The 19,284-nt window shown below is 39.7% G+C and carries 18 protein-coding genes; 5 read left to right on the top strand and 13 right to left on the bottom strand.

What is annotated here, in order from left to right:
• Positions 1–209: 209 nt before the first annotated feature.
• The 4 genes from tsf to B5D29_RS02945 form a co-directional block, all read right to left on the bottom strand.
• On the bottom strand, positions 210–1,325 hold the full coding sequence (gene tsf, locus B5D29_RS02960; protein WP_078768091.1) for a translation elongation factor Ts: 1,116 nt from the start codon (positions 1,323–1,325) through the stop codon (positions 210–212).
• 45 nt (positions 1,326–1,370) lie between these two features.
• Positions 1,371–2,108, bottom strand: a complete 738-nt coding sequence (gene rpsB / locus B5D29_RS02955; protein WP_078768090.1) for a 30S ribosomal protein S2 — start codon at positions 2,106–2,108, stop codon at positions 1,371–1,373.
• A gap of 184 nt (positions 2,109–2,292) precedes the next feature.
• On the bottom strand, positions 2,293–2,772 hold the full coding sequence (locus tag B5D29_RS02950) for a hypothetical protein (protein ID WP_078768089.1): 480 nt from the start codon (positions 2,770–2,772) through the stop codon (positions 2,293–2,295).
• A gap of 16 nt (positions 2,773–2,788) precedes the next feature.
• A complete protein-coding gene (locus B5D29_RS02945; RefSeq protein WP_159443383.1) occupies positions 2,789–4,291 on the bottom strand; it encodes an NAD(P)H-hydrate dehydratase in 1,503 nt (500 codons plus the stop codon).
• A gap of 129 nt (positions 4,292–4,420) precedes the next feature.
• On the opposite strand from B5D29_RS02945, the gene B5D29_RS02940 reads away from it, so the two are divergent.
• On the top strand, positions 4,421–5,317 hold the full coding sequence (locus B5D29_RS02940; RefSeq protein WP_078768087.1) for a phosphatase PAP2 family protein: 897 nt from the start codon (positions 4,421–4,423) through the stop codon (positions 5,315–5,317).
• Between the two features lie 52 nt (positions 5,318–5,369).
• Here B5D29_RS02940 and sigG read toward each other — a convergent pair whose 3' ends face one another.
• On the bottom strand, positions 5,370–6,140 hold the full coding sequence (gene sigG / locus B5D29_RS02935; RefSeq protein ID WP_078768086.1) for an RNA polymerase sporulation sigma factor SigG: 771 nt from the start codon (positions 6,138–6,140) through the stop codon (positions 5,370–5,372).
• 150 nt (positions 6,141–6,290) lie between these two features.
• Here sigG and B5D29_RS02930 point away from each other — a divergent pair, with 150 nt between their 5' ends.
• Positions 6,291–6,686, top strand: a complete 396-nt coding sequence (locus tag B5D29_RS02930) for a helix-turn-helix domain-containing protein (protein WP_078768085.1) — start codon at positions 6,291–6,293, stop codon at positions 6,684–6,686.
• A 40-nt stretch (positions 6,687–6,726) separates the two neighbouring features.
• Here B5D29_RS02930 and B5D29_RS02925 read toward each other — a convergent pair whose 3' ends face one another.
• Positions 6,727–8,109, bottom strand: a complete 1,383-nt coding sequence (locus tag B5D29_RS02925; RefSeq protein ID WP_078768084.1) for a D-alanyl-D-alanine carboxypeptidase family protein — start codon at positions 8,107–8,109, stop codon at positions 6,727–6,729.
• A gap of 95 nt (positions 8,110–8,204) precedes the next feature.
• Between B5D29_RS02925 and B5D29_RS02920 the strand changes: the two genes are divergently transcribed.
• Positions 8,205–8,879, top strand: a complete 675-nt coding sequence (locus B5D29_RS02920) for a metallophosphoesterase family protein (protein WP_078768083.1) — start codon at positions 8,205–8,207, stop codon at positions 8,877–8,879.
• An 80-nt stretch (positions 8,880–8,959) separates the two neighbouring features.
• Here B5D29_RS02920 and B5D29_RS02915 read toward each other — a convergent pair whose 3' ends face one another.
• The 5 genes from B5D29_RS02915 to B5D29_RS02895 are packed head-to-tail and all read right to left on the bottom strand — an operon-like array spanning position 8,960 to position 15,520.
• Positions 8,960–11,041 carry a bifunctional 4-hydroxy-3-methylbut-2-enyl diphosphate reductase/30S ribosomal protein S1 gene (locus B5D29_RS02915; protein ID WP_078768082.1) on the bottom strand — a complete coding sequence of 694 codons (2,082 nt, stop codon included), beginning with the start codon at positions 11,039–11,041 and terminating at the stop codon, positions 8,960–8,962.
• On the bottom strand, positions 11,038–11,688 hold the full coding sequence (locus tag B5D29_RS02910) for a lysophospholipid acyltransferase family protein (protein WP_078768081.1): 651 nt from the start codon (positions 11,686–11,688) through the stop codon (positions 11,038–11,040). The genes B5D29_RS02915 and B5D29_RS02910 overlap by 4 nt, the downstream gene beginning before the upstream one ends.
• On the bottom strand, positions 11,685–12,347 hold the full coding sequence (cmk, locus tag B5D29_RS02905) for a (d)CMP kinase (RefSeq protein WP_078768080.1): 663 nt from the start codon (positions 12,345–12,347) through the stop codon (positions 11,685–11,687). The genes B5D29_RS02910 and cmk overlap by 4 nt, the downstream gene beginning before the upstream one ends.
• Before the next feature lie 33 nt (positions 12,348–12,380).
• Positions 12,381–13,604 carry a BaiN/RdsA family NAD(P)/FAD-dependent oxidoreductase gene (locus B5D29_RS02900; RefSeq protein ID WP_078768079.1) on the bottom strand — a complete coding sequence of 408 codons (1,224 nt, stop codon included), beginning with the start codon at positions 13,602–13,604 and terminating at the stop codon, positions 12,381–12,383.
• Between the two features lie 14 nt (positions 13,605–13,618).
• A complete protein-coding gene (locus tag B5D29_RS02895; protein ID WP_078768078.1) occupies positions 13,619–15,520 on the bottom strand; it encodes an ABC-F family ATP-binding cassette domain-containing protein in 1,902 nt (633 codons plus the stop codon).
• Positions 15,521–15,628: 108 nt separating this feature from the next.
• Here B5D29_RS02895 and B5D29_RS02890 point away from each other — a divergent pair, with 108 nt between their 5' ends.
• Positions 15,629–16,582 carry a type I phosphomannose isomerase catalytic subunit gene (locus tag B5D29_RS02890; protein WP_078768077.1) on the top strand — a complete coding sequence of 318 codons (954 nt, stop codon included), beginning with the start codon at positions 15,629–15,631 and terminating at the stop codon, positions 16,580–16,582.
• A 70-nt stretch (positions 16,583–16,652) separates the two neighbouring features.
• Positions 16,653–16,856: a DUF378 domain-containing protein gene (locus B5D29_RS02885; RefSeq protein WP_078768183.1), complete on the top strand. Its 204-nt coding sequence runs from the start codon at positions 16,653–16,655 to the stop codon at positions 16,854–16,856.
• Between the two features lie 44 nt (positions 16,857–16,900).
• Here the strand turns inward: B5D29_RS02885 and B5D29_RS02880 are convergent, their stop codons facing one another.
• Together B5D29_RS02880 and B5D29_RS08670 are read right to left on the bottom strand one after the other, a co-directional pair.
• Positions 16,901–18,880: a fibronectin type III domain-containing protein gene (locus tag B5D29_RS02880; RefSeq protein WP_078768076.1), complete on the bottom strand. Its 1,980-nt coding sequence runs from the start codon at positions 18,878–18,880 to the stop codon at positions 16,901–16,903.
• Positions 18,881–18,893: 13 nt separating this feature from the next.
• Positions 18,894–19,284 (bottom strand): tetratricopeptide repeat protein (locus B5D29_RS08670; protein WP_159443382.1); only part of this gene is annotated, 391 nt, incomplete at its 5' end.

Below are 19,284 nucleotides of genomic sequence, written 5' to 3'. Positions count from 1 at the left end.
CAACACTATTGAAAAAAATGTTGGCGTAAAAATATAAATTTAAATTTATATTTTTAAATCAGTCCGATTTACAAATCTATTTTTTTGAAACAAACATATTTCAACCATTTATAAATTTTTGTGTAGTCGGAAAATAGCATAAAAAATCGCCTGAAAGCCCCTAAAGCAGAGAGTTTCAAGCGATGATTTTTTATTAAATTTACGGTTAATTAGCCGTTGATTTGCTTTGCAATTTCTTCTGCGAAGTTTTCTTCTCTCTTTTCGAGGCCGTCGCCCTTCATCATACGGATGAAGTTTGTTGCCTTGATTTCTGTGCCGAGAGTCTTTGCAACGCTTTCAATGTAGCCTGCAACTGAACCCTGGAAGAGATCTGAACGAACGAAGTCTTGCTCAAGAAGACAAACTTCCTTGATTTGCTTCTGGAGTCTGCCCTTTACAAGGCCTGTGAAAATCTTGTTATCAACGATTTCGTCCTTGTGTGAAACTGCGATGCCTGCAAGGATTTCAAGAGCTTCCTTTGAAATGAAGTTTGTGAAGTTCTTTCTTTGCTTATTGTCAAGGCCCTGATAAATTGTGATGTCTTCATCAGTCCACTTCTTATCGTTGATAGCTTCGTCGATAAGCTTGCTGAGGATTGGAATAGGAAGTGAATCAGGCTTGTTGAGAGCACTGTCAACAGTGATTGAGTGCATCTTCTCTGATTCTTCAGCAGAGATGTCGTCGCTGCTCAAATATTCAGGATTCATAGCTGCGATTTGCATAGCAACATTCTTGCCCATAGCTACAAATTCAGGATCAGCTGCCTTTGATTCGTCTGCAACATCAAAACCAACCATAACACCAACGCTGCCGCCGGCATGGATGTATGTTGAAACGATACCGTCCATTCTTTCAAAACGGCGAACCTTCATATTTTCACCGATTGCAAGAACGAGGTCATTAAGTGTTTCTGTAACAGTTCTGTCTGTGCCGTTGAACTTCTCTTCCTTAAGAGCTTCAACATCGGCAGGATTTGTTGCAAGGATTGTCTTTGCAACGCCTTCTACGAAAGACATAAACTTTTCATTCTTTGCAACGAAGTCTGTTTCTGAATTTACCTCAAGGACAACACCCTTCTTTGCAGTTTCGTCATAGTAAGGGAGAACCACACCTTCAGCGGCAATTCTTGATGCCTTCTTTTGTGCAGCTGCAAGGCCTCTTTCACGAAGGAAATCGATAGCCTTATCCATATCGCCGTCAGCTTCAACGAGAGCCTTTTTGCACTCCATCATACCAACGCCGGTCTTCTCACGAAGAGCCTTTACATCTTGTGCTGTAAATGCCATAATAATATCCTCCAATATAATAAAGTAAAATTAAGTTATAATTAATTATTCAGCTGCTTCTTCTGCTGCAGGAGCTTCTTCAGGAGCAACTGCATCAGCACCGTCTCTACCCTCAATAACAGCGTTAGCCATAGCACCTGCAATAAGCTTTACTGCACGGATAGCGTCGTCGTTACCAGGAATTACATAGTCGATTTCATCAGGATCGCAGTTTGTGTCAACGATAGCAACGATTGGAAGACCGAGCTTTGTTGCTTCTGATACAGCGATTCTTTCCTTGCGTGGGTCAACGATGAACATTGCATCAGGAATCTTCTTCATTTCTGTGATACCGCCGAGGTACTTCTCAAGCTTTTCGATTTCAAGCTCAAGACCTGCAACTTCCTTCTTTGGAAGAAGATCGAATGTGCCGTCCTCTTGCATCTTCTTGAGCTGAGCAAGACGAGCAACACGACCACGGATTGTCTTGAAGTTTGTGAGCATACCGCCAAGCCATCTTGCATTTACATATGGCATTGAGCAACGGATAGCCTCTTCCTTAACGCTCTCCTGAGCCTGCTTCTTTGTACCGACAAAGATAATGCTTCCGCCTTCTGCTGCGAGATCACGAACGAACATATAAGCCTCGTCCAACTTCTTTACTGTCTTTTGAAGATCGATGATATAAATACCATTTCTCTCTGTGAAGATGTATTCAGCCATTTTAGGGTTCCATCTTCTTGTTTGGTGACCAAAGTGTACACCTGCTTCTAAAAGCTGTTTCATAGAAACTACATTTGCCATTTTCATTTCCTCCTTTAAGGTTAATCCTCCACAATGAAGTATGGCAAGAGCCGATTTTGTAACCTTTGGCTCAACCTCATTGTGTGCGAATTCGCTTTCTTTTTTACGAATGCGTTAGCATTATAACAAAAAAGACCTGAAAAATCAAGCCTTTTTTGCTATTTATATAATATATTTATTAATTTTATTTACTGTTAACATCAAACTCAATGCTGAAATCGGCATCGGGGATGTTCAAGCTGACAAGTTCCGATGATTGATTGACTGTCAAAGTGAAGTTGCCGACCGAAGTTTTACCGTCAAAAACATAAGCGTTATCAACCTTTTTACAATCCGAAGCAGTTGTGATTGCGTCATAAAACAGTACGGCAGGATTATAGGCGGAAACCTTTGATTTGTCCGCCTTTGTGAGCATATCTCTCCTTGAAAAAGCAACCTCTTTGCCATTGCAGGAAATCGTCATTCCGCTTGCATTTGTTGAAGTGGGGGTTATGTACACACTCTTGCCGTCAAACTTCACATTGGCAGAATAGGAATATTCGCCCATTTTGACCGTTGCGGTTTGAGAATATTTCGGCTTTAACTCAACTGTACTTTTGACGGTTGAACAGCCGCACAAAAGCAGAAACACAAGGCACATCGAAAATGATATTAATTTTTTCATAAAATCAACCCGAATATCAAAATTCGGACATTAAAGCACCGAGCCGGTCTATCATATCAAAAACGGTTATCCCTCTTTGGCTGATGGCTTTTGAGGCATTATCACCCGACAAGCCGTGAATAACCACGCCTGCTTTTGTTGCATCATATGGATTTATTCCTTGTGCGACAAACGAGCCGATAATACCACTGAGCATATCACCCGTACCGCCCATAGCCATTGCAGGATTGCCACTCATATTCACAAACACCGTTTCTCCGTCCGTAACTACGGTATTTGCACCCTTTAATGCAATCAAAACACCGTATTTCTTTGCAAAATCTTTTGCAACTTCAACACGATTTGACTGCACTTCCTCCACCGATTTTGACACGAGCCTTGACATCTCACCGGGATGTGGCGTAAGAACAACAGGCACTTTAACATCCTTTAATATATCTATGCTCAAAGTTATGCAATTTATACCGTCGGCATCCAGAATAACGGGCACTTTTGAATTTTTCAGCACAAATTCGGTGATTTTTCTTGTATCATCGCTGACGCCCATACCGCAACCGAGAACAATAGCACTTGCCCACTGCATATCGTTTGATATTTCATCAATGGCTTTTTCGCTGTACATACCGTTTGACTCCTCAACAGGATTGAAAATCGGTTGAACAAGATGCGACGCAACAATAGGATAAGCAGATTTCGGAACGGTCAACTTTACAAGTCCGACACCGCTTCTTATTGCGGATTCACAGCATATAACACCCGCTCCCGGCATTTTGTACGAACCGCAAAGGCAAAGGAGATGACCGTTTGAGCCTTTGTTTGAATTATATTCAAGCGGTGGAATAAGTTTTTTTATATCATCAATCATTATTGCGGTTGCATAATCATCGTTATAGCAATCATCAGGAATACCGATATTAACGACCTTTATTTCTCCGCAAAGAGCATTTGACGGCGGAAGAACATGACAGAACTTTAAAGTGGAAATTGCGACAGTGAAATCAGCTTTGACGGCATTTTTGCAAGCCGAACCGTCGGTTGCATTTGTACCGCTTGGGGTATCGACAGAAATAACTGTAGCAGAACTATTAGCGACTGTTTCGAACACCTTATCAAACGGACTGCGAGCTTCACCGTGAAAACCAATGCCAAAAATACAATCAACGATATAATCGGCAGAAAGAACGCTGTTGTTAAAAAATTCCACGGGAACACCCGACATTACAGCCTCGTTATAATATTTGAGAGGCTCGGCAATTTCAGGCTCTTTATCGCAAAGAACGATTTTTGCATTTGCACCGTAGGCATAAAGAAGACTTGCAATAACAAAGCCGTCACCTGCATTTTTGCCGTTTCCGCACAGCACAGCAACAGAACTGTTAACAAGGCTGTCGCCGTATTTTTCGATAATACTTTCGGCACAAGCTGTGCCTGCCTTGAGCATTAATTCGGCTTCGGTTGAATAATATTTAAAACAGTCGGTTTCAACTGCTCTGATTTCGTCAGCTGTTAATATGTACATATTTTCACAACCTCTCATTTTGATACATTTTTATAGTATCACAAAGAGATAATTATGACAAGATTGTTATTGAAATAGAAACAATAATTTGGTATAGTATTACTATAAATAACTAAAGGGGAAATAAAAATGAACACTTTTTTACTCGCCGCTGTCACACTCGGCGAAAGAGTTGACAGCATCTTTTACAACTTCGACCTATGGGTATTCAGCATCTTCGGCCATATGCAATGCGGATTTTTGACCGCCGTTGCAAAGATTTTCACCTCCTTTGGTGATGAGATGTTTGTAATTCCTATGGCAGCCTTTGGATTGGTACTCTGTTTCTTTAAGAAAACAAGAAAGTACGGTGCAGCTTTGATTTTTTCAATTGTTATCGGAACGCTCATAACAAATGTTATTGTTAAGCCTATGTTTTTGAGAGTTAGACCATACAACACACTTCAAGGTGTTGCGGAATATTTTGCTTGGTACAAGGGCGCAGGAATGCTCAGCGAAAGCGATTATTCATTCCCGTCCGGTCACACAACCGCAGCATTTGAAATTGCAACATCAATGTTCATCTGCTTCAAAAAAGACCACAAAAAAATTTGTTGGTTGTTCCCGGTAATCGCACTTTGCACAATGGGTAGCCGTGTATACCTGATGGTTCACTATGCAAGTGATGTTTTGGCAGGATTCATTGTTGGCACATTTGCAGGTTGCCTCGGCTACGCTCTTGCCGTGCTTGCATGCAACATCATTGCAAAGATTAAGTTTCTTGACAAAATCGATGTCACTCCGCTCTTCAAAAAAGTCAATCCAAAGGTTGCACCTGTTGCAATCATTGCTGTTATAGTCGGAATTTTCTGTTTGAGCTACATTCCTGCAATGACAGAAGGTGGCGAAAACGCTCACAGATGTGCATATGTCGGTGAATACGATTGCATGAACGAAGCGAAAGTTGACGACAAAGATTATCCGCCTATTGACGGCAAGGAATACTGCAAAATTCACTGGAAACAATTAAGCGGTGTAAAAGAATAAGTTAAGTAGGCTGTTGAAAAATGACGAGAGGCTAAATGCTTCTCGTCTTTATTTATTCGCTCTTTATTCTTTTGAGTGCGTTCTTTTCAAGCCGTGACACCTGCGCTTGAGAAATGCCGATTTCCTCTGCGGTTTCCATTTGTGTTTTGCCCTGCATAAAACGCATATACAAAATGCGATGTTCCCTATCGTCAAGATTGTTGAGCCTATCCCTCATTATAATTTCGTCTACCCAATCGGCATCGGTGCTGTTATCGCCTATTTGATCCATAACGAATATCGTATCTCCGCCATCATTATAAACCGGCTCATAAAGGCTCACAGGATCCACAATAGCCTCAAGAGCAATCACGACATCAGCCTTTTTCATATCAAGTTCTTGGGCAATTTCATCAACGGTCGGCTCTTTGTTATATTTATTTGTAAGCATTTCCTTGACCTGCATTGCCTTATAGGCAGTGTCACGAAGTGAACGACTTACTCGAATAGGATTATTATCACGCAAAAAACGGCGTATTTCCCCGATTATCATAGGTACTGCATAGGTCGAAAATCTGACATTAAGGTCGGTATTGAAATTATCGATCGCTTTAATCAAGCCGATAACACCGACTTGAAACAAATCGTCCATTCCCTCGCCTCTGTTTGCAAAGCGTTGAACGACAGAAAGAACGAGACGCAAATTGCCGTTAATAAGTTCGTCCCTTGCTTTTTGGTCGCCTGATTGAGCTTTTTTGAGAAGTTCGATTTTTTCACTTTCTTTAAGAAGTTTTAAATCATTCGTGTTTATTCCGCATATTTCTACCTTATTATAATACTGCACATAATCATCCTTTAGTTTTTATGTACAAGAATATTATTAACGCAAGGCAGCATTTTTATCCTATTCAAAAGTATAAAATGTCAAAAAGATATTTGTTGCTTTTTGTCGAACAGGTGTGATATAATATAAAAAGAAAGGCGGTGAGCCCCAATTTCTACTATAAACGAAGATTATTATACAAAAGAAAACCTAAAAGTTAACATCAGGCGATTTAGAGAATCGAGCAATTTCACTCAAACGCAGGTTGCACTGCTGATGGGAACAAACCGAACAACCTATACCAAATGGGAAAGCGGTGACTCGTTGCCAAATGCAATTCAATTGTCAAAGCTTGCATCAATTTACGGCAAAAGGATTGATGATTTTTACATTGACTACGACTCTCTTATGGTAGGCAATTCGTTATTTGACAAGCCGTGTGGCAACACTTTTATCAGTGACCTGACCAAGCAGGAAAAGGTTATGCTTGCAAAATACCGTATGCTCAGCGACAGCGACAAAGAAAGAATCAACAATTTGATTGAAGAATTAAGAACCAAAAATTAAAAACAGCGTTGTTCAATTTATACGAACAACGCTGTTTATTTTATCTTCTCGGACGAGGTGGTGGGAGATAATCGTCATCACCATACAATTGCTTGTCAAGTTCTTCTTGTTCTCTGCGACGCTTTGCCACACGCTCTTTATCACGGCGAAGTCGTCTGACAAAAGTGACAATATACAAAATCGCAAGCAAAACAATCACACCAAGCACTGCAAGAACAATTTTGTTTGTAAAGAACTTTTTGAGTGCATTGAGAATTTTCAAAAATGTTGAAAGTTCAACTGTTTTGGCAGCAACCAAATCAACTGTGACAATAGTTTTTTCACCGAAAATGACATTTGCCTTGCAAACAAAATCATCCTTTGTAACCGGAGCATCAAGGCTTTCGGGCGGGTCAACAGGCTCAATTATTACATTTGACGGGTCAAGTGTACTCGGAACGAGGGTTGTTACATCATCCTTGACAACAAGCTGAACCGTATCGGCATCCTTACCATTATTTACCGGAAGTTCATATGCAATATCATTTTTACGAACAACCGTGGTATACTTTAGTGAGTCAAACGCCCAATCGAAAAGCGACTTTGCATCTATAAACGAACACTTTGTTTTGATGCCGTCAAGTACTTCAATCGGACTGTCCATAACAATTGCAAGATAGTTATATCCGCCTTTCGAAGCCTTTGTGATTACACAATAGCCTGCCTGCTCTGTTGAGCCTGTTTTGATGCCCTGTGCGTACGGATAATAATATGTGACATGAAATTTGTCAAGCATATAATTTGTATGAATAAAATTCAACTTGCCAAACTTATATTGCTGGGTGCTTGAAATCTTATTGAAAATTTCATTTTTCATTGCGGCAAGAGTGATTTTTGCCATATCGGACGGAGTAGTATAATGATTTGGGTCGTGCAAACCGTCAGGATTGACAAAATTGGTATCCTTACAGCCGAGAGATTTAACCCAATTATTCATTTCTTCGACAAATGCCGGAACACTTCCGCTGACAAACTCTGCAAGGACCTGGCAAGCATCGCAAGCAGAGTGCACCATCGTGAGATATAAAAGTTCTTCAATAGTAATTGTTTGACCGATTTTCAACCCTGCAACCTGTGCACCTGTGCCATACAGAGCCTCAATTGCACTTTTTGAAACAGTTGTTGTTTGTGACAGGTTTTGTACTTTATTAAGAGTTACCATGGTAGTAACAATTTTTGTAAGAGAAGCCGGATATTTTCTTTTATCGGCATTTTTTTCTGCAACAACAGGATGAGAATCATCATCAAGACTGATGAGCATATACGCATCCGCATAAATCTTTACATTCGGGGTATAAGTTGCAGCCTTTGCAGTAAAAGGAACGCAAAAAACAGTGAGCGAAATTATAACAATGCTCATAAAAACCGAAAGTAGTTTTTTCATACACTTGACACCTCACTAAATAAATTATATTATTAATATAATAACATATATCTTACGATATTAAAAGACTAAAATTTAATTTGAGGTAAACTTAAATGGTATATATCACAGGCGACACCCACGGTGACTTGAGCCTATTCAAAAACCCAAAATTAAAAAAGCTCAATGATGACGACATTCTTATTATTTGCGGTGACTTCGGCTTTTTATGGGACGGAAGCGAAAAAGAACAAAAGGCTATTGAAGCCCTTTCAAAAAAGAAATACACCATCTGCTTTGTTGACGGTGCACACGAAAATTTTGATATGCTCAACGCATACAGACCATACAGATTTAAGGGTGGCACTGCGCACAAAATCAGCCCTAACATTTTCCATCTTATGAGGGGTGAAATATTCACATTCTGTGGCAAAACCTTCTTTTGTATGGGTGGTGGCGAAAGCGACGACATTGATATGCGTCAAGAAGGCAGAAGCTGGTGGAAAGATGAAATGCCGAATGCCGAGGAAATGAAAAACGGTGCAGACAATCTTAAAAGTGCGGATTTTCAGGTTGACTATGTTATCACACACGAAGCACCTGCCATGGCAAAAGACTTCATCAGGCTTCACACAAATTCTGCAATGAAGCAAACGCCGATAAACACTTATCTTCAAGAACTGATGAAAAATGTTGAATATAATCATTGGTTTTTCGGTTCGCTCCACATTGATTTGCAGATAAGCAAAAAAATGACCGCCGTATTTAATGAAATTATTAAAATAAGATAAAAACAACGCTGTAAGGTAAAACTTACGGCGTTTTCTTGTGCAAAAAAATACCGCTTCAAAAATGAAGCGGTAAAATTCAATTATTCTTCTGTTGCTTCTTCAGCTGTTTCTTCAACTTCTGCTGAATCATCCTCTGCTGTTTCAGGCTTGTCAAGAAGTTCCTTCATTGAAAGAGAAACTCTCTTCTTATCGAAGTCGATTTCGATAATCTTTGCCTTAACAACATCGCCAATCTTAAGAACATCCTGTGGAGCCTTAATTCTATCCCAAGAGATTTGGCTGATGTGAATCAAACCGTCAACTGTTGGAAGGATGTTTGCAAATGCGCCGAATGTTGCAAATGAAACAATCTTTGCGTCAACAACTGAACCAACAGGATAATCTCTCTTGAGGATTTCCCATGGATTGTCCTCAATGTTCTTGAAGCCAAGAGAAATCTTCTTTGTTTCTTCGTCAAGTGACTTAATAGTAACTTCAACTACATCGCCAACATTAACAACCTCTGATGGGTGCTTGATTCTTGACCATGAAAGTTCAGAAATATGTACCATACCGTCGATACCGCCGAGGTCAACAAACGCACCGTATGATGTGAGTGACTTAACAGTACCCTTAACCTTGTCGCCCTCCTTGAGAGTTGCCCAAAGTGCTTCCTGCTTTTCTTTTCTTTCAGCATCAGAAACAACCTTGATTGAACCAACTGCTCTTCTGCGAGCCGGGTTAATATCGATAATCTTGAACTTAACTGTTGCATCTTTGAGAACAGAGAGTTCCTGATTGCGAGGAACACCTGTGAGTGATGCAGGAACAAATACTCTTGTACCCTTTGCTGATACAAGAACACCGCCACGGATTACAGCGGTAACCTGACCTTCGAGGATTTCATCGTTTTCTTTTGCAGCAACGATTTCGTCCCAACCCTTTACAGCGTCGAACAAACGCTTTGAGAGCTTAAGAACACCGTCTTGGTCATCTGTTTTCATAATAACAAGCTGGATTTCGTCGCCAACTGCAACTACATCTTCACACTTTGAGATATTTTCTGATGACAAATCGTCAAATGCAACAACGCCTGTTTGCTTTCTGCCAGGAACATCTACAAATACTTCAGTAGGAGTGATTCTTACTACTGTACCTGTAACTACCTTGCTGTTTTCGTTTCCCTTAAAAGATTCGTTAAGTAATTCTTCAAAGGATGCCTCACCATCAGCAGATGCTTTGACAGCAGGCTTTGTAGCCTTATCAGCGTTTTCTGCTGTCTCCACAACTTCTTCAGTTACGGCTGAAGTTGTTTCAACTTCCTTTTCTTTAATTTCTTCGGACATGGATTTGAGTACCTCCTTGATTATTACCGAGGGTGTCGAAGCCCCCGCAGTTACACCAATCACATTGTATTTGCTCAAATCAAGTGAAGCAAGCTCGTCCGCCGTTTCTATAAGAAAAGTGGGACAATTAGCCTCGCCTGTATCTCGCAATTTGCAAGTGTTTGATGAATGACGCCCTCCGACAACAATCATAGCATCGGAATTTTTTGAAAGTTCCTCCGCCTCATTTTGCCTATCGGACGTTGCATTACATATTGTATCAAATATTTTACAGTTTGTACATAGTTTTTTGAATATTTTTTTGCATTTTTTTTGTTCATTTAGCGAAAAAGTTGTTTGGGCGACACAAATTACATCATTTTTTTGTGCAATTTTATGTTTTTGTATAATTTCTGTAAGTTCTTCCTCGTTTTTAAAAACATAAGAATCACCTTTGCAGTATGATTTTATGCCCAAAACTTCGGGATGGTTCTTATCTCCTGCTATCAAAACAACAGTATTTTCATCCTGTTTTTTGACAATGTTATGAATTTTGGTTACAAACGGACAAGTCGCATTAACATAATCAATGCCCTTGGTTTCAAGCTCGTCAAGAACACTTTTTTCTACACCGTGGGTACGAACAACAACAGTATAGCCCTGCGGTGCTTGTGAAATATCATCAATAATCTTTACACCCTTGCTCTCCAAATCTGCAACAAGCTGTGCATTGTGAATAATCGGACCGAGGGTGCAAACTTTTTTGCCCTCACCGACAAGTTCATAAACAAGATTAACAGCTCTGTCTACACCAAAACAAAAGCCCGCTGTTTTTGCAAGTATTATTTGCTTACTCACTTTTGTTCAGCCTCCCAAAGCTCTGTTATTCTATCCATAATCATATTGGCTGCGTTTGAAATATCGCTTCTGCCAAAATCTTCCTTGCCAAAATTCATATCTTCCGGAGTGATGAGTTTGCCGTAAGAAACAGTAACCTTTTTGCCTGCCTTGATTTCTCCGTCACAGCAAATTGCAACAGGGAGAACACCTGCATTGGTAGCCTTTGCGATAATGGCAACGCCGGCCTTTGCTCTTTGAGGTCTGCCTCCCTTACCTCTTATTCTCTTGCCCTCCGGACAAATAGCCATTACATGACCCTCTTGAATAATCTTTTCGCCGTATTCAATAGCAGAATTGTCGCCCTTGCCTCTGTGGACAGGAAAAGTCTGCATATGAGTCATAAACCAAGCCAAAAGCGGATTTTCGAAAAGTTCTGCCTTGCCCATAAAGTGAAGGGTCGGCACTTCCTTTGGTGCGGCAACAAACACAGGGTCGAGTGCATGAGTGTGATTGATTGCCAAAATATACTTTGTGCCCTTTGGAGGTATGTTTTCAAGTCCCTTGTATTCGGTGTGAAACACCATCTTGATAAGAGGCTTAAACACATTTTTTACGAAATTATAAAGTTTATAGTCTTTTACGGTTGAGTAATCAAATTCTTTCACTGAATTCTCTCCTTAATTGTGTTTACTATTAAATCAATTGACTCCTGCAAAGTAAGTTCGGAAGTGTCTGCCATAATTGATTCTTCGCTTGGTTTAAGCGGTGCAATCTCTCTGTGAGAGTCCTGATAGTCACGCTGATTGACATCTTTGAGAACATCATCAAAGCTGACATTCTCACCCTTTTCCACAAGTTCTTTATATCTTCTTTCTGCTCTACATTCAGGAGAAGCAAAAAGAAAAATCTTAACCTCTGCGTCAGGAAGAACAACAGTTGCAATATCTCTGCCATCCATAATGACATTGTTGGTTTTTGCAATTTCTCGTTGAAGGTTAAGCAAAAATTCTCTGACCTGTGGTATTGCAGAAACCTTGCTTGCTCCCATAGAAATTTCCGGTGTGCGGATAAAACCCGACACATCCTCTCCGTTAAGATAAACAGATTGAACACCTTCAACATATTTCAGTTCAACCTTGGTGTCATCAAGCATAGAGATTATTCCCTGTTCGTCATCAATAACACCGTTTTTAACTGCGTTGTATGCAACAGCACGATAAAGAGCACCCGTGTCTACATAAATAAAGCCGAGTTCCTTGGCTGCGGCCTTTGCAATTGTGCTCTTGCCTGCTCCGGCAGGTCCGTCAATAGCAACATTTATCATACAATACCTCTCTTATATAAAAACATTAATATACTAAATATTCATTCCGCACAGATAGCCGGTTGAAAAAGCGACCTGCAAATTAAATCCGCCTGTATAAGCGTCAACATCAATAACCTCTCCTGCAAAATAAAGGTTGTCAACAATTTTTGAACCCATGGTTTTTGGATTAATTTCCTTTACATCAACACCGCCCGAAGTGATAATTGCCTCGTTAATCGGTCTGAAATCGCTGATGTTGACCGTAAAGTTCTTCAGCAAGCTGACAAGATTTTGACGCTGTACTTTAGTGATTTGATTTACCTTTTCTGACGGCTCGATACCCGACAGCTTTACTATAACAGGAATAAGCTTGTTTGGTAAGAGCTTTGACAAAGAATTGATGAAATCCTTGTTTGTGTTTTCTGCAAAATCTCGCTGAATTCGTTTATCAAGCGTTTGCTCGTCAAGTGCCGGTTTCAAATCAATAACGATTTTGTAATTATGCTCTTTTGGATGAGTCATATGTGACGAAGCGGACAAAATCACAGGACCGCTGACGCCATAATGAGTGAACAGCATTTCGCCGAAATCGGAATAAATTTCCTTTTCGCCGTCAAGCAATTTGATTGAAATATTGCGAAGTGACAAACCTTGAAGTTTTGGAACAAAGCCGTTTGAAGCAATAAGCGATATAAGTGCAGGTTCAATATCTGTAATGCTATGTCCGACACTTTCGGCAAGTCTGTATCCGTCACCTGTTGAGCCTGTTGACTGATAGCTCAATCCGCCTGTACAAATTGCAAAAGCATCACCGTCAACAACAGTTCCGTCGGCAAGATTAACCGATTTGATAACATTGTTTTCTGTGTTAAATGAAGCGACAGTGCCCTCAACAAACTTAACGCCGTTTTGCTTTGCATTTTTTACAAGAGCGTCTACAATATCAACCGCCTTGTCGGATTCGGGAAAGACACGATTGCCTCGCTCAATTTTTGTAGGCACGCCCATTTCCTCAATCAACGCAATAGTGTCATACGGCATAAATGACGAAAACGCCGAATACATAAACCTTTTGTTAGTGACAACGCTGTTGATTAAGTCATCCAAATCAAAGCAAGCATTTGTCACATTGCATCTGCCCTTGCCGGTTATCATAACCTTGCGTGCCGGGCGTGAATTCTTTTCTATAACCGTGACATCCTCGCCACGACCTGCGGCTGTTGCAGAGGCAATCAAGCCTGCCGCACCACCGCCGATAATTATAATTTTTCTCATAAAATGATTATAAATTATTCCTCTGCTTCTGTCAATCTTTCAGACAATTCCTCCCACTCGGTATAGAGAATATCCCTATATTGAGTCTTGCGGTCAAGTTTTGCCGTAAGCTCCATAAGTTCCTCGTAATCGGAAGTGGTGAGTTTTGAGTTTATATCGTCTATTTCAAGTTCGGTTTTTTCAATTTCTTCTTCAACCTTTGCAAGACGATTTTTCATCTTTAACATCTGTGAGCGACGCTCCTTTTTTAGAAGATAGTCGTTCACCTTTTTTACGGTTTCTTTTTTCTCAACAACCTCTTGTGACGCAGTTCTATTTTTGCGTTCAATATATTCATCATAATTGCCGAGATATTCATTCACCCCTGTCGGAGTGAGTTCGAGAATACGGGAAGAAAGTTTGTTGATGAAATATCTATCGTGCGACACGATGAGCATAGTGCCCGAATAATCAAGAAGCGTATTTTCGAGTTCTTCTCTTGAAAAAGCGTCAAGATGATTTGTCGGCTCGTCAAGAAGCAAGAAATTGAACTTGCCAAGCATTAATTTCAGAAGTGCAATTCGTGCTCTTTCACCGCCCGAACAATCGGAAAGATTTTTGTAAACCTCATCACCTTTGAACAAGAAAGCCGCAAGTGCCGACCTAACGGAAGTTTCGCTCATAGACGGGAATGACGACCACACCTCTTCTATTGCGGTTTTGGTTAAATCAAGTTTTGCCTGAACCTGGTCAAAATAACCGGTAAGGACATTTGAACCGAACTTGAATGTGCCGTCATCGGGAGCATAATCTTTCATCAAAACTTTTAAGAGGGTTGTTTTTCCGCAGCCGTTATCACCAAGGAGGAATACTCGCTCGCCTTTTTTCACCTCAAAAGAGGTGTTTGAAAAGATGGTTTTGTCGCCAAACGATTTTTTGAGATTAATAACCGAAAGGACATCGTCACCGCTGACACATTTTGGCGTGAAATCAAAGCGAATTCGAGCAACTTTGCTGTCAGGAACAACAAGCTGTGCCTTGATTCGTTCAACAACTTTTTCCTTGCTTTCAGCGGTTTTGATATTCTTTTCTCTGTTCCACTGTCTTTGTTGCTCAATAATTCCCTCAAGTCGGGCAATTTCTTTCATATCATTTTCGTACTTTTCCTCAATGGCCTTTTGCTCTGCGGCTTTTTTTACAAGGAATTCCGAATAATTACCGATATACGAACGGCATTTTTTGTTTTCTATTTCAACCGTTTTGGTTGTGATTTTATCAAGAAAATATCTGTCGTGCGACACGATAAGGCACGCACCGTTGAAGTCCTTTAAAAATCCCTCAAGCCATTCAACAGCCTTGATGTCGAGATGGTTTGTCGGCTCGTCAAGAAGCAGGAAATCAGCTTTTGACAAAAGAAGTTTTGCAAGAATGAGTTTTGAGCGTTGACCGCCTGAAAGTTTTGCGGTAGGCATAGCAAAATCGTCCTCGCCAAAGCCAAGACCGATAAGTGCGGAGCGAGTCATACTTTTATATGTAAGTCCTCCGTCACGGGTGAAAATTGTGTTAAGTCTGTCCTGCTCTTCAATGAGTTCGGCTTGATTACCCTCACCGTTTGTGAGAAGCACGGTAATTTCCTCAAGTCTTTTCTCAATAACAGCCAATTCATCAAAAACAGAAACGAGTTCATCCCAAACAGTTTTGTTTTCACTGCAAGTATGCTGTTCCATATAGCCAAGGCGTGAATTTTTTGAGATGAAGCACGCACCGTCATCAGGAGTGTATTCCCCTGTTATAATCTTGAAAAGAGAAGTTTTGCCTGCGCCGTTGCAACCGATAAGACCAACTTTTTCTTTTTCCTTAATATCAAAGGAAACATTGCTGAAAAGTGTTTTTTCACCAAATGATAATGTTAAATTTTGAACATCTAAAACTGCCATAATAACTCCGACATAAAAAATATATTTACTATTTTACAATAAAACTGGTTGAATGTGAAGCCTAATTTTGATATTATTTATTTATATTATGATAAAGAGGTAATCACTATGGAAATATTAAAGCTGAAACCGATATTCAAAGACTATATTTGGGGCGGAAACAGACTGCGTGATGATTACGGATTTGAAACAGGTTTTGACAAAACAGCCGAGGGCTGGATGCTTGCCTGCCACAAAGACGGAATGAACACAATTGACGGCGGAAAATATGACGGCAAAGAACTTCAAAGCGTTCTTGACGAGGTTGGACTTGTTGAGGTTCTTGGCAAAAATGCGGAAAAATATCCATATTTTCCTATTCTTATAAAGTTGATTGACGCATATGACAATCTTTCTATTCAGGTGCATCCTGACGACAAATACGCAAGAGAGGTTGAAAACGAATTCGGCAAAACAGAAATGTGGTATGTTCTTGACGCAACGGACGGAGCAACGCTTATATACGGCTTTAAGAACGAAATCACAAAAGACGAATTTCAAAAAGCAATTGAGGACAACACACTCCTTGACAAATTGAATGTTGTTAATGTTAAAAAGGGCGATACATTTTTCATCGAAGCAGGCACTGTGCACGCAATCGGCAAAGGTGCAATGATAGCGGAAATTCAGCAAAATTCAAACTGCACATACAGGGTTTATGATTACGGCAGAGTCGGTTCTGACGGCAAGCCAAGAGAGTTGCACATCAAAAAGGCGGTTGATGTTTCAAAGACTGTTCCTCCAACCCATGATATAAAGCCTATGGGCAAAACAGAGCACAAATGCGGATATGACGAACAGCTCATCACAAAATGCAATTTGTTCAATGTTGAGCGATTCGAAATAAAAAATAAAGCAGAATTTGAAACCGACGGCAATTCATTTATGCACATTTTGGTGATTGAGGGCAACGGAAAAATCGACGGCAGAAACGCTAAAAAAGGCGACAGTTTCCTCATCCCCGCAAATCACGAAAAGTTTGAAATCAGCGGTGAAATCGAATTTTTATCAACGACAATTTAATTAAAACAAGATAGAATAACAATGCTCCTTTTGGTCATACTAAAACCAAAAGGAGTTGTTTTTTATGAAGATATTGGATAGAATCGCATTGATTTTGACAATCATCGGCGGAATAAATTGGGGTTTAATCGGAATTTTTAAATTTGACCTCGTTGCGTGGATATTTGGCGGTCAAGGTGCAATTATGTCGAGAATAATCTACACCCTCGTTTGCCTTGCGGCTGTGTGGTGCATCAGTCTGTTGTTCCGCAACACAACAATGCTTGAAGATTAAAATAACCCCTATGGTGAACCGAAATTCATCATAGGGGTTAAAAATTACTTAGTCTTAACTGCCTTAACCTTTGACCATTTGCCGTAAACCTGTTTTCCGTTTACAATCTTGTATGATCTTACACGAACATAATATTTCTTGTTCTTCTTAAGATTTTTAACAGTCTTTTTCTTTGCCTTTTTCTTGTTAACCTTTACAGTCTTCTTGTTCTTCTTGAACTTCTTGTCTGTAGCAACCTGAACCTCGTATCCGTCTACATTCTTTGCAGGCTTCCATGTTACAACAACAGCCTTTTGCTTTGATTGTGGTTTGCTTGCAACAACTGTTGCAGGCTTCTTTGTTGTGCTTGGTGCAGGAGTTGTTTCGTTTGGCTTTGTTTCAGGCTTCTTGTCGTCATCCTTTTTGTCTGTATCTTCAGGAGCCGGTGCAGGAACGAAGCCTCCGCCGCCTCCGCCACCGATTGCTCCGCCGCCTGTTGAGCCGCCTGTTGAACCACCAGGAATTATCTCTTCAGGACGCATCTCGTCATAAGAAACACGATCTCCACAGCGTGTGCAAGTCATAACATATTTGCCTTCGTTTTCATCAAATACCCATTCGCCGGTATGAAGAGTTGCAGTTTTTGTAATAAATTCTCCGCAATCTTCACAATACATTCTATATGTACCACATTTTTTATCGGTTTGAGAAGTTACCTGAACAAATGTCCATGCAGAATGATGAACACTTGGTTTATCGTCAAGCTCTTGTTTTCCACAAACTTCACACTTTTCGCCTCTGTCAATGTAGCATGAATGTGATGGGTTGAGATATTCTCTAATCGGCTTCATATCGTGGTCGCCTTCTTTATAACCACAAATCTTACAAATTGCCGGATGTTTACAGTCAACATTATTCCAATCTACATCACCATAATCATGGTAGCCTTCTTTATAACCACATTTCTTACAAATTGCCGGATGTTCACAGTCAACCTTGTTCAAATCTACATCACCAAAATCATGCTCAATTTCATCAATTTCACTATTGTAGCATGGCGATTCAATATATTTTTCAAAATAATCATCACATAATTCGCAATGATATGTACAACATATTTCATAATAGAAATACTCTTTATTTACGAGTTTAACAGTTTTTTTAGTGATGTCATGTCTTGAATAGGTATAAGATTCAAGTTTACCACATTTTGAACACTTTTCCTTATAAAAGACTTCGTTCTCACAATAGTTTTCAGCATCGTCTTCAGGTTCAACCTGAACTTCTTCATCCCAATCGTGATAAGTTCGTTCTTCAGTATATTCCTTGCCACAAATTTTACATTTATTTGTATATATAATTGTGCAACCTTTTTCTTCTCTACCTATCTCATCACTAATATAATGAGGGCATGTATCTTGTTTAAGATCATTAACATTCAAAATTTGAACATCATAAACACAGTCTCTATCTGTTTCAGCGCCGGCTGTTACATAGAAGACTCCGCCCTTATACTGATTTTGATATACACAGTAAGAATATCTTGCCTTATATTGAAGATTATCAAGAGTGCTTCCTTCATACTGTTCAGATCTTAAATTCATACGAGAATTCAAAATATGAACCCAATTCTCCCAAAGGCTCAAATCATCTTTATCGGTATACTTTTCGTTTCTGGATGTAAGGACAATATAATCACCGGCTTCGGGTGCTTCAAATCTAAATGAAGCCACACCGTACTGAGCAAGCCATACTGTATATTTTACGCCTTCTTTGGCATCAATCATATTGCCGTCTTTGTTTAAGCCATATTGATTTTGACGAACAGAATATGTTTTTGAACCTGCATTTACTCTGTCACCATACCATTCGGTAAGTCTTGCGTCATCACCGCTAATAAGTGTGTTTTTTGCTTGTGAAGGGGCTGTATAAGTTCCCTTGAATGTTTCGTCATATGCCTGATTAGCATTTACTGCAATTGGAAAGCTCAAAAGCATTGCAATAGAAAGCAAAACAGACAAAAACTTTTTTGTTGATTTTTCCATAATTTTTTCTCCTTTAACTTTGTTGTTTTATGATTTTTTTGTACTTTTTTCCAATCTCAAAATTCTGCTTTCTTCCGTACAAAATTCCTCTTGCTGCAGTATTCTCTTTCAACTCCATAATCATATCATCAACTGAAGCAATTTTGTTTTTGCAGTTTTTAGATTTTTCTGTTTCTCCCCTTTCTTCATAATATTTATTTGCTTTTACAAGCAAATCAATGTAATCACGGTAGTGCTGCATAGTTCGTGGATCTTTTTCAATTACAAGTTCCATTTGCTTTATAGCCTTACCGTATTTATTATCAGCCGAATAAATGTTAGCCATAACATTATTCGGTTCATAAACACTGTCATTCCGCTTCAAAATTTCTTGTGCAAGAACATAAGCTGATTGTTTGTCATTT

The organism is Eubacterium coprostanoligenes (assembly GCF_900167205.1).
In the GTDB taxonomy this organism is placed as follows: Bacteria; Bacillota; Clostridia; order Oscillospirales; family Acutalibacteraceae; genus Eubacterium_R; species Eubacterium_R coprostanoligenes.
Note: the sequence above shows the minus strand (reverse complement) of the source record. Positions and strands in the feature narration are given on the sequence as shown.

Excerpts from the sequence above, each read along its gene's own strand:
- B5D29_RS02890 (WP_078768077.1), top strand. The coding sequence starts at position 15,629 with ATGGAAATATTAAAGCTGAAACCGATATTCAAAGACTATATTTGGGGC.
- B5D29_RS02950 (WP_078768089.1), bottom strand. The coding sequence starts at position 2,772 with ATGAAAAAATTAATATCATTTTCGATGTGCCTTGTGTTTCTGCTTTTG.
- cmk (WP_078768080.1), bottom strand. The coding sequence starts at position 12,347 with ATGATAAATGTTGCTATTGACGGACCTGCCGGAGCAGGCAAGAGCACA.
- B5D29_RS02880 (WP_078768076.1), bottom strand. The coding sequence starts at position 18,880 with ATGGAAAAATCAACAAAAAAGTTTTTGTCTGTTTTGCTTTCTATTGCA.
- B5D29_RS02920 (WP_078768083.1), top strand. The coding sequence starts at position 8,205 with ATGGTATATATCACAGGCGACACCCACGGTGACTTGAGCCTATTCAAA.
- B5D29_RS02895 (WP_078768078.1), bottom strand. The coding sequence starts at position 15,520 with ATGGCAGTTTTAGATGTTCAAAATTTAACATTATCATTTGGTGAAAAA.
- rpsB (WP_078768090.1), bottom strand. The coding sequence starts at position 2,108 with ATGGCAAATGTAGTTTCTATGAAACAGCTTTTAGAAGCAGGTGTACAC.
- B5D29_RS02945 (WP_159443383.1), bottom strand. The coding sequence starts at position 4,291 with ATGTACATATTAACAGCTGACGAAATCAGAGCAGTTGAAACCGACTGT.
- tsf (WP_078768091.1), bottom strand. The coding sequence starts at position 1,325 with ATGGCATTTACAGCACAAGATGTAAAGGCTCTTCGTGAGAAGACCGGC.
- B5D29_RS02940 (WP_078768087.1), top strand. The coding sequence starts at position 4,421 with ATGAACACTTTTTTACTCGCCGCTGTCACACTCGGCGAAAGAGTTGAC.
- B5D29_RS02925 (WP_078768084.1), bottom strand. The coding sequence starts at position 8,109 with ATGAAAAAACTACTTTCGGTTTTTATGAGCATTGTTATAATTTCGCTC.
- B5D29_RS02900 (WP_078768079.1), bottom strand. The coding sequence starts at position 13,604 with ATGAGAAAAATTATAATTATCGGCGGTGGTGCGGCAGGCTTGATTGCC.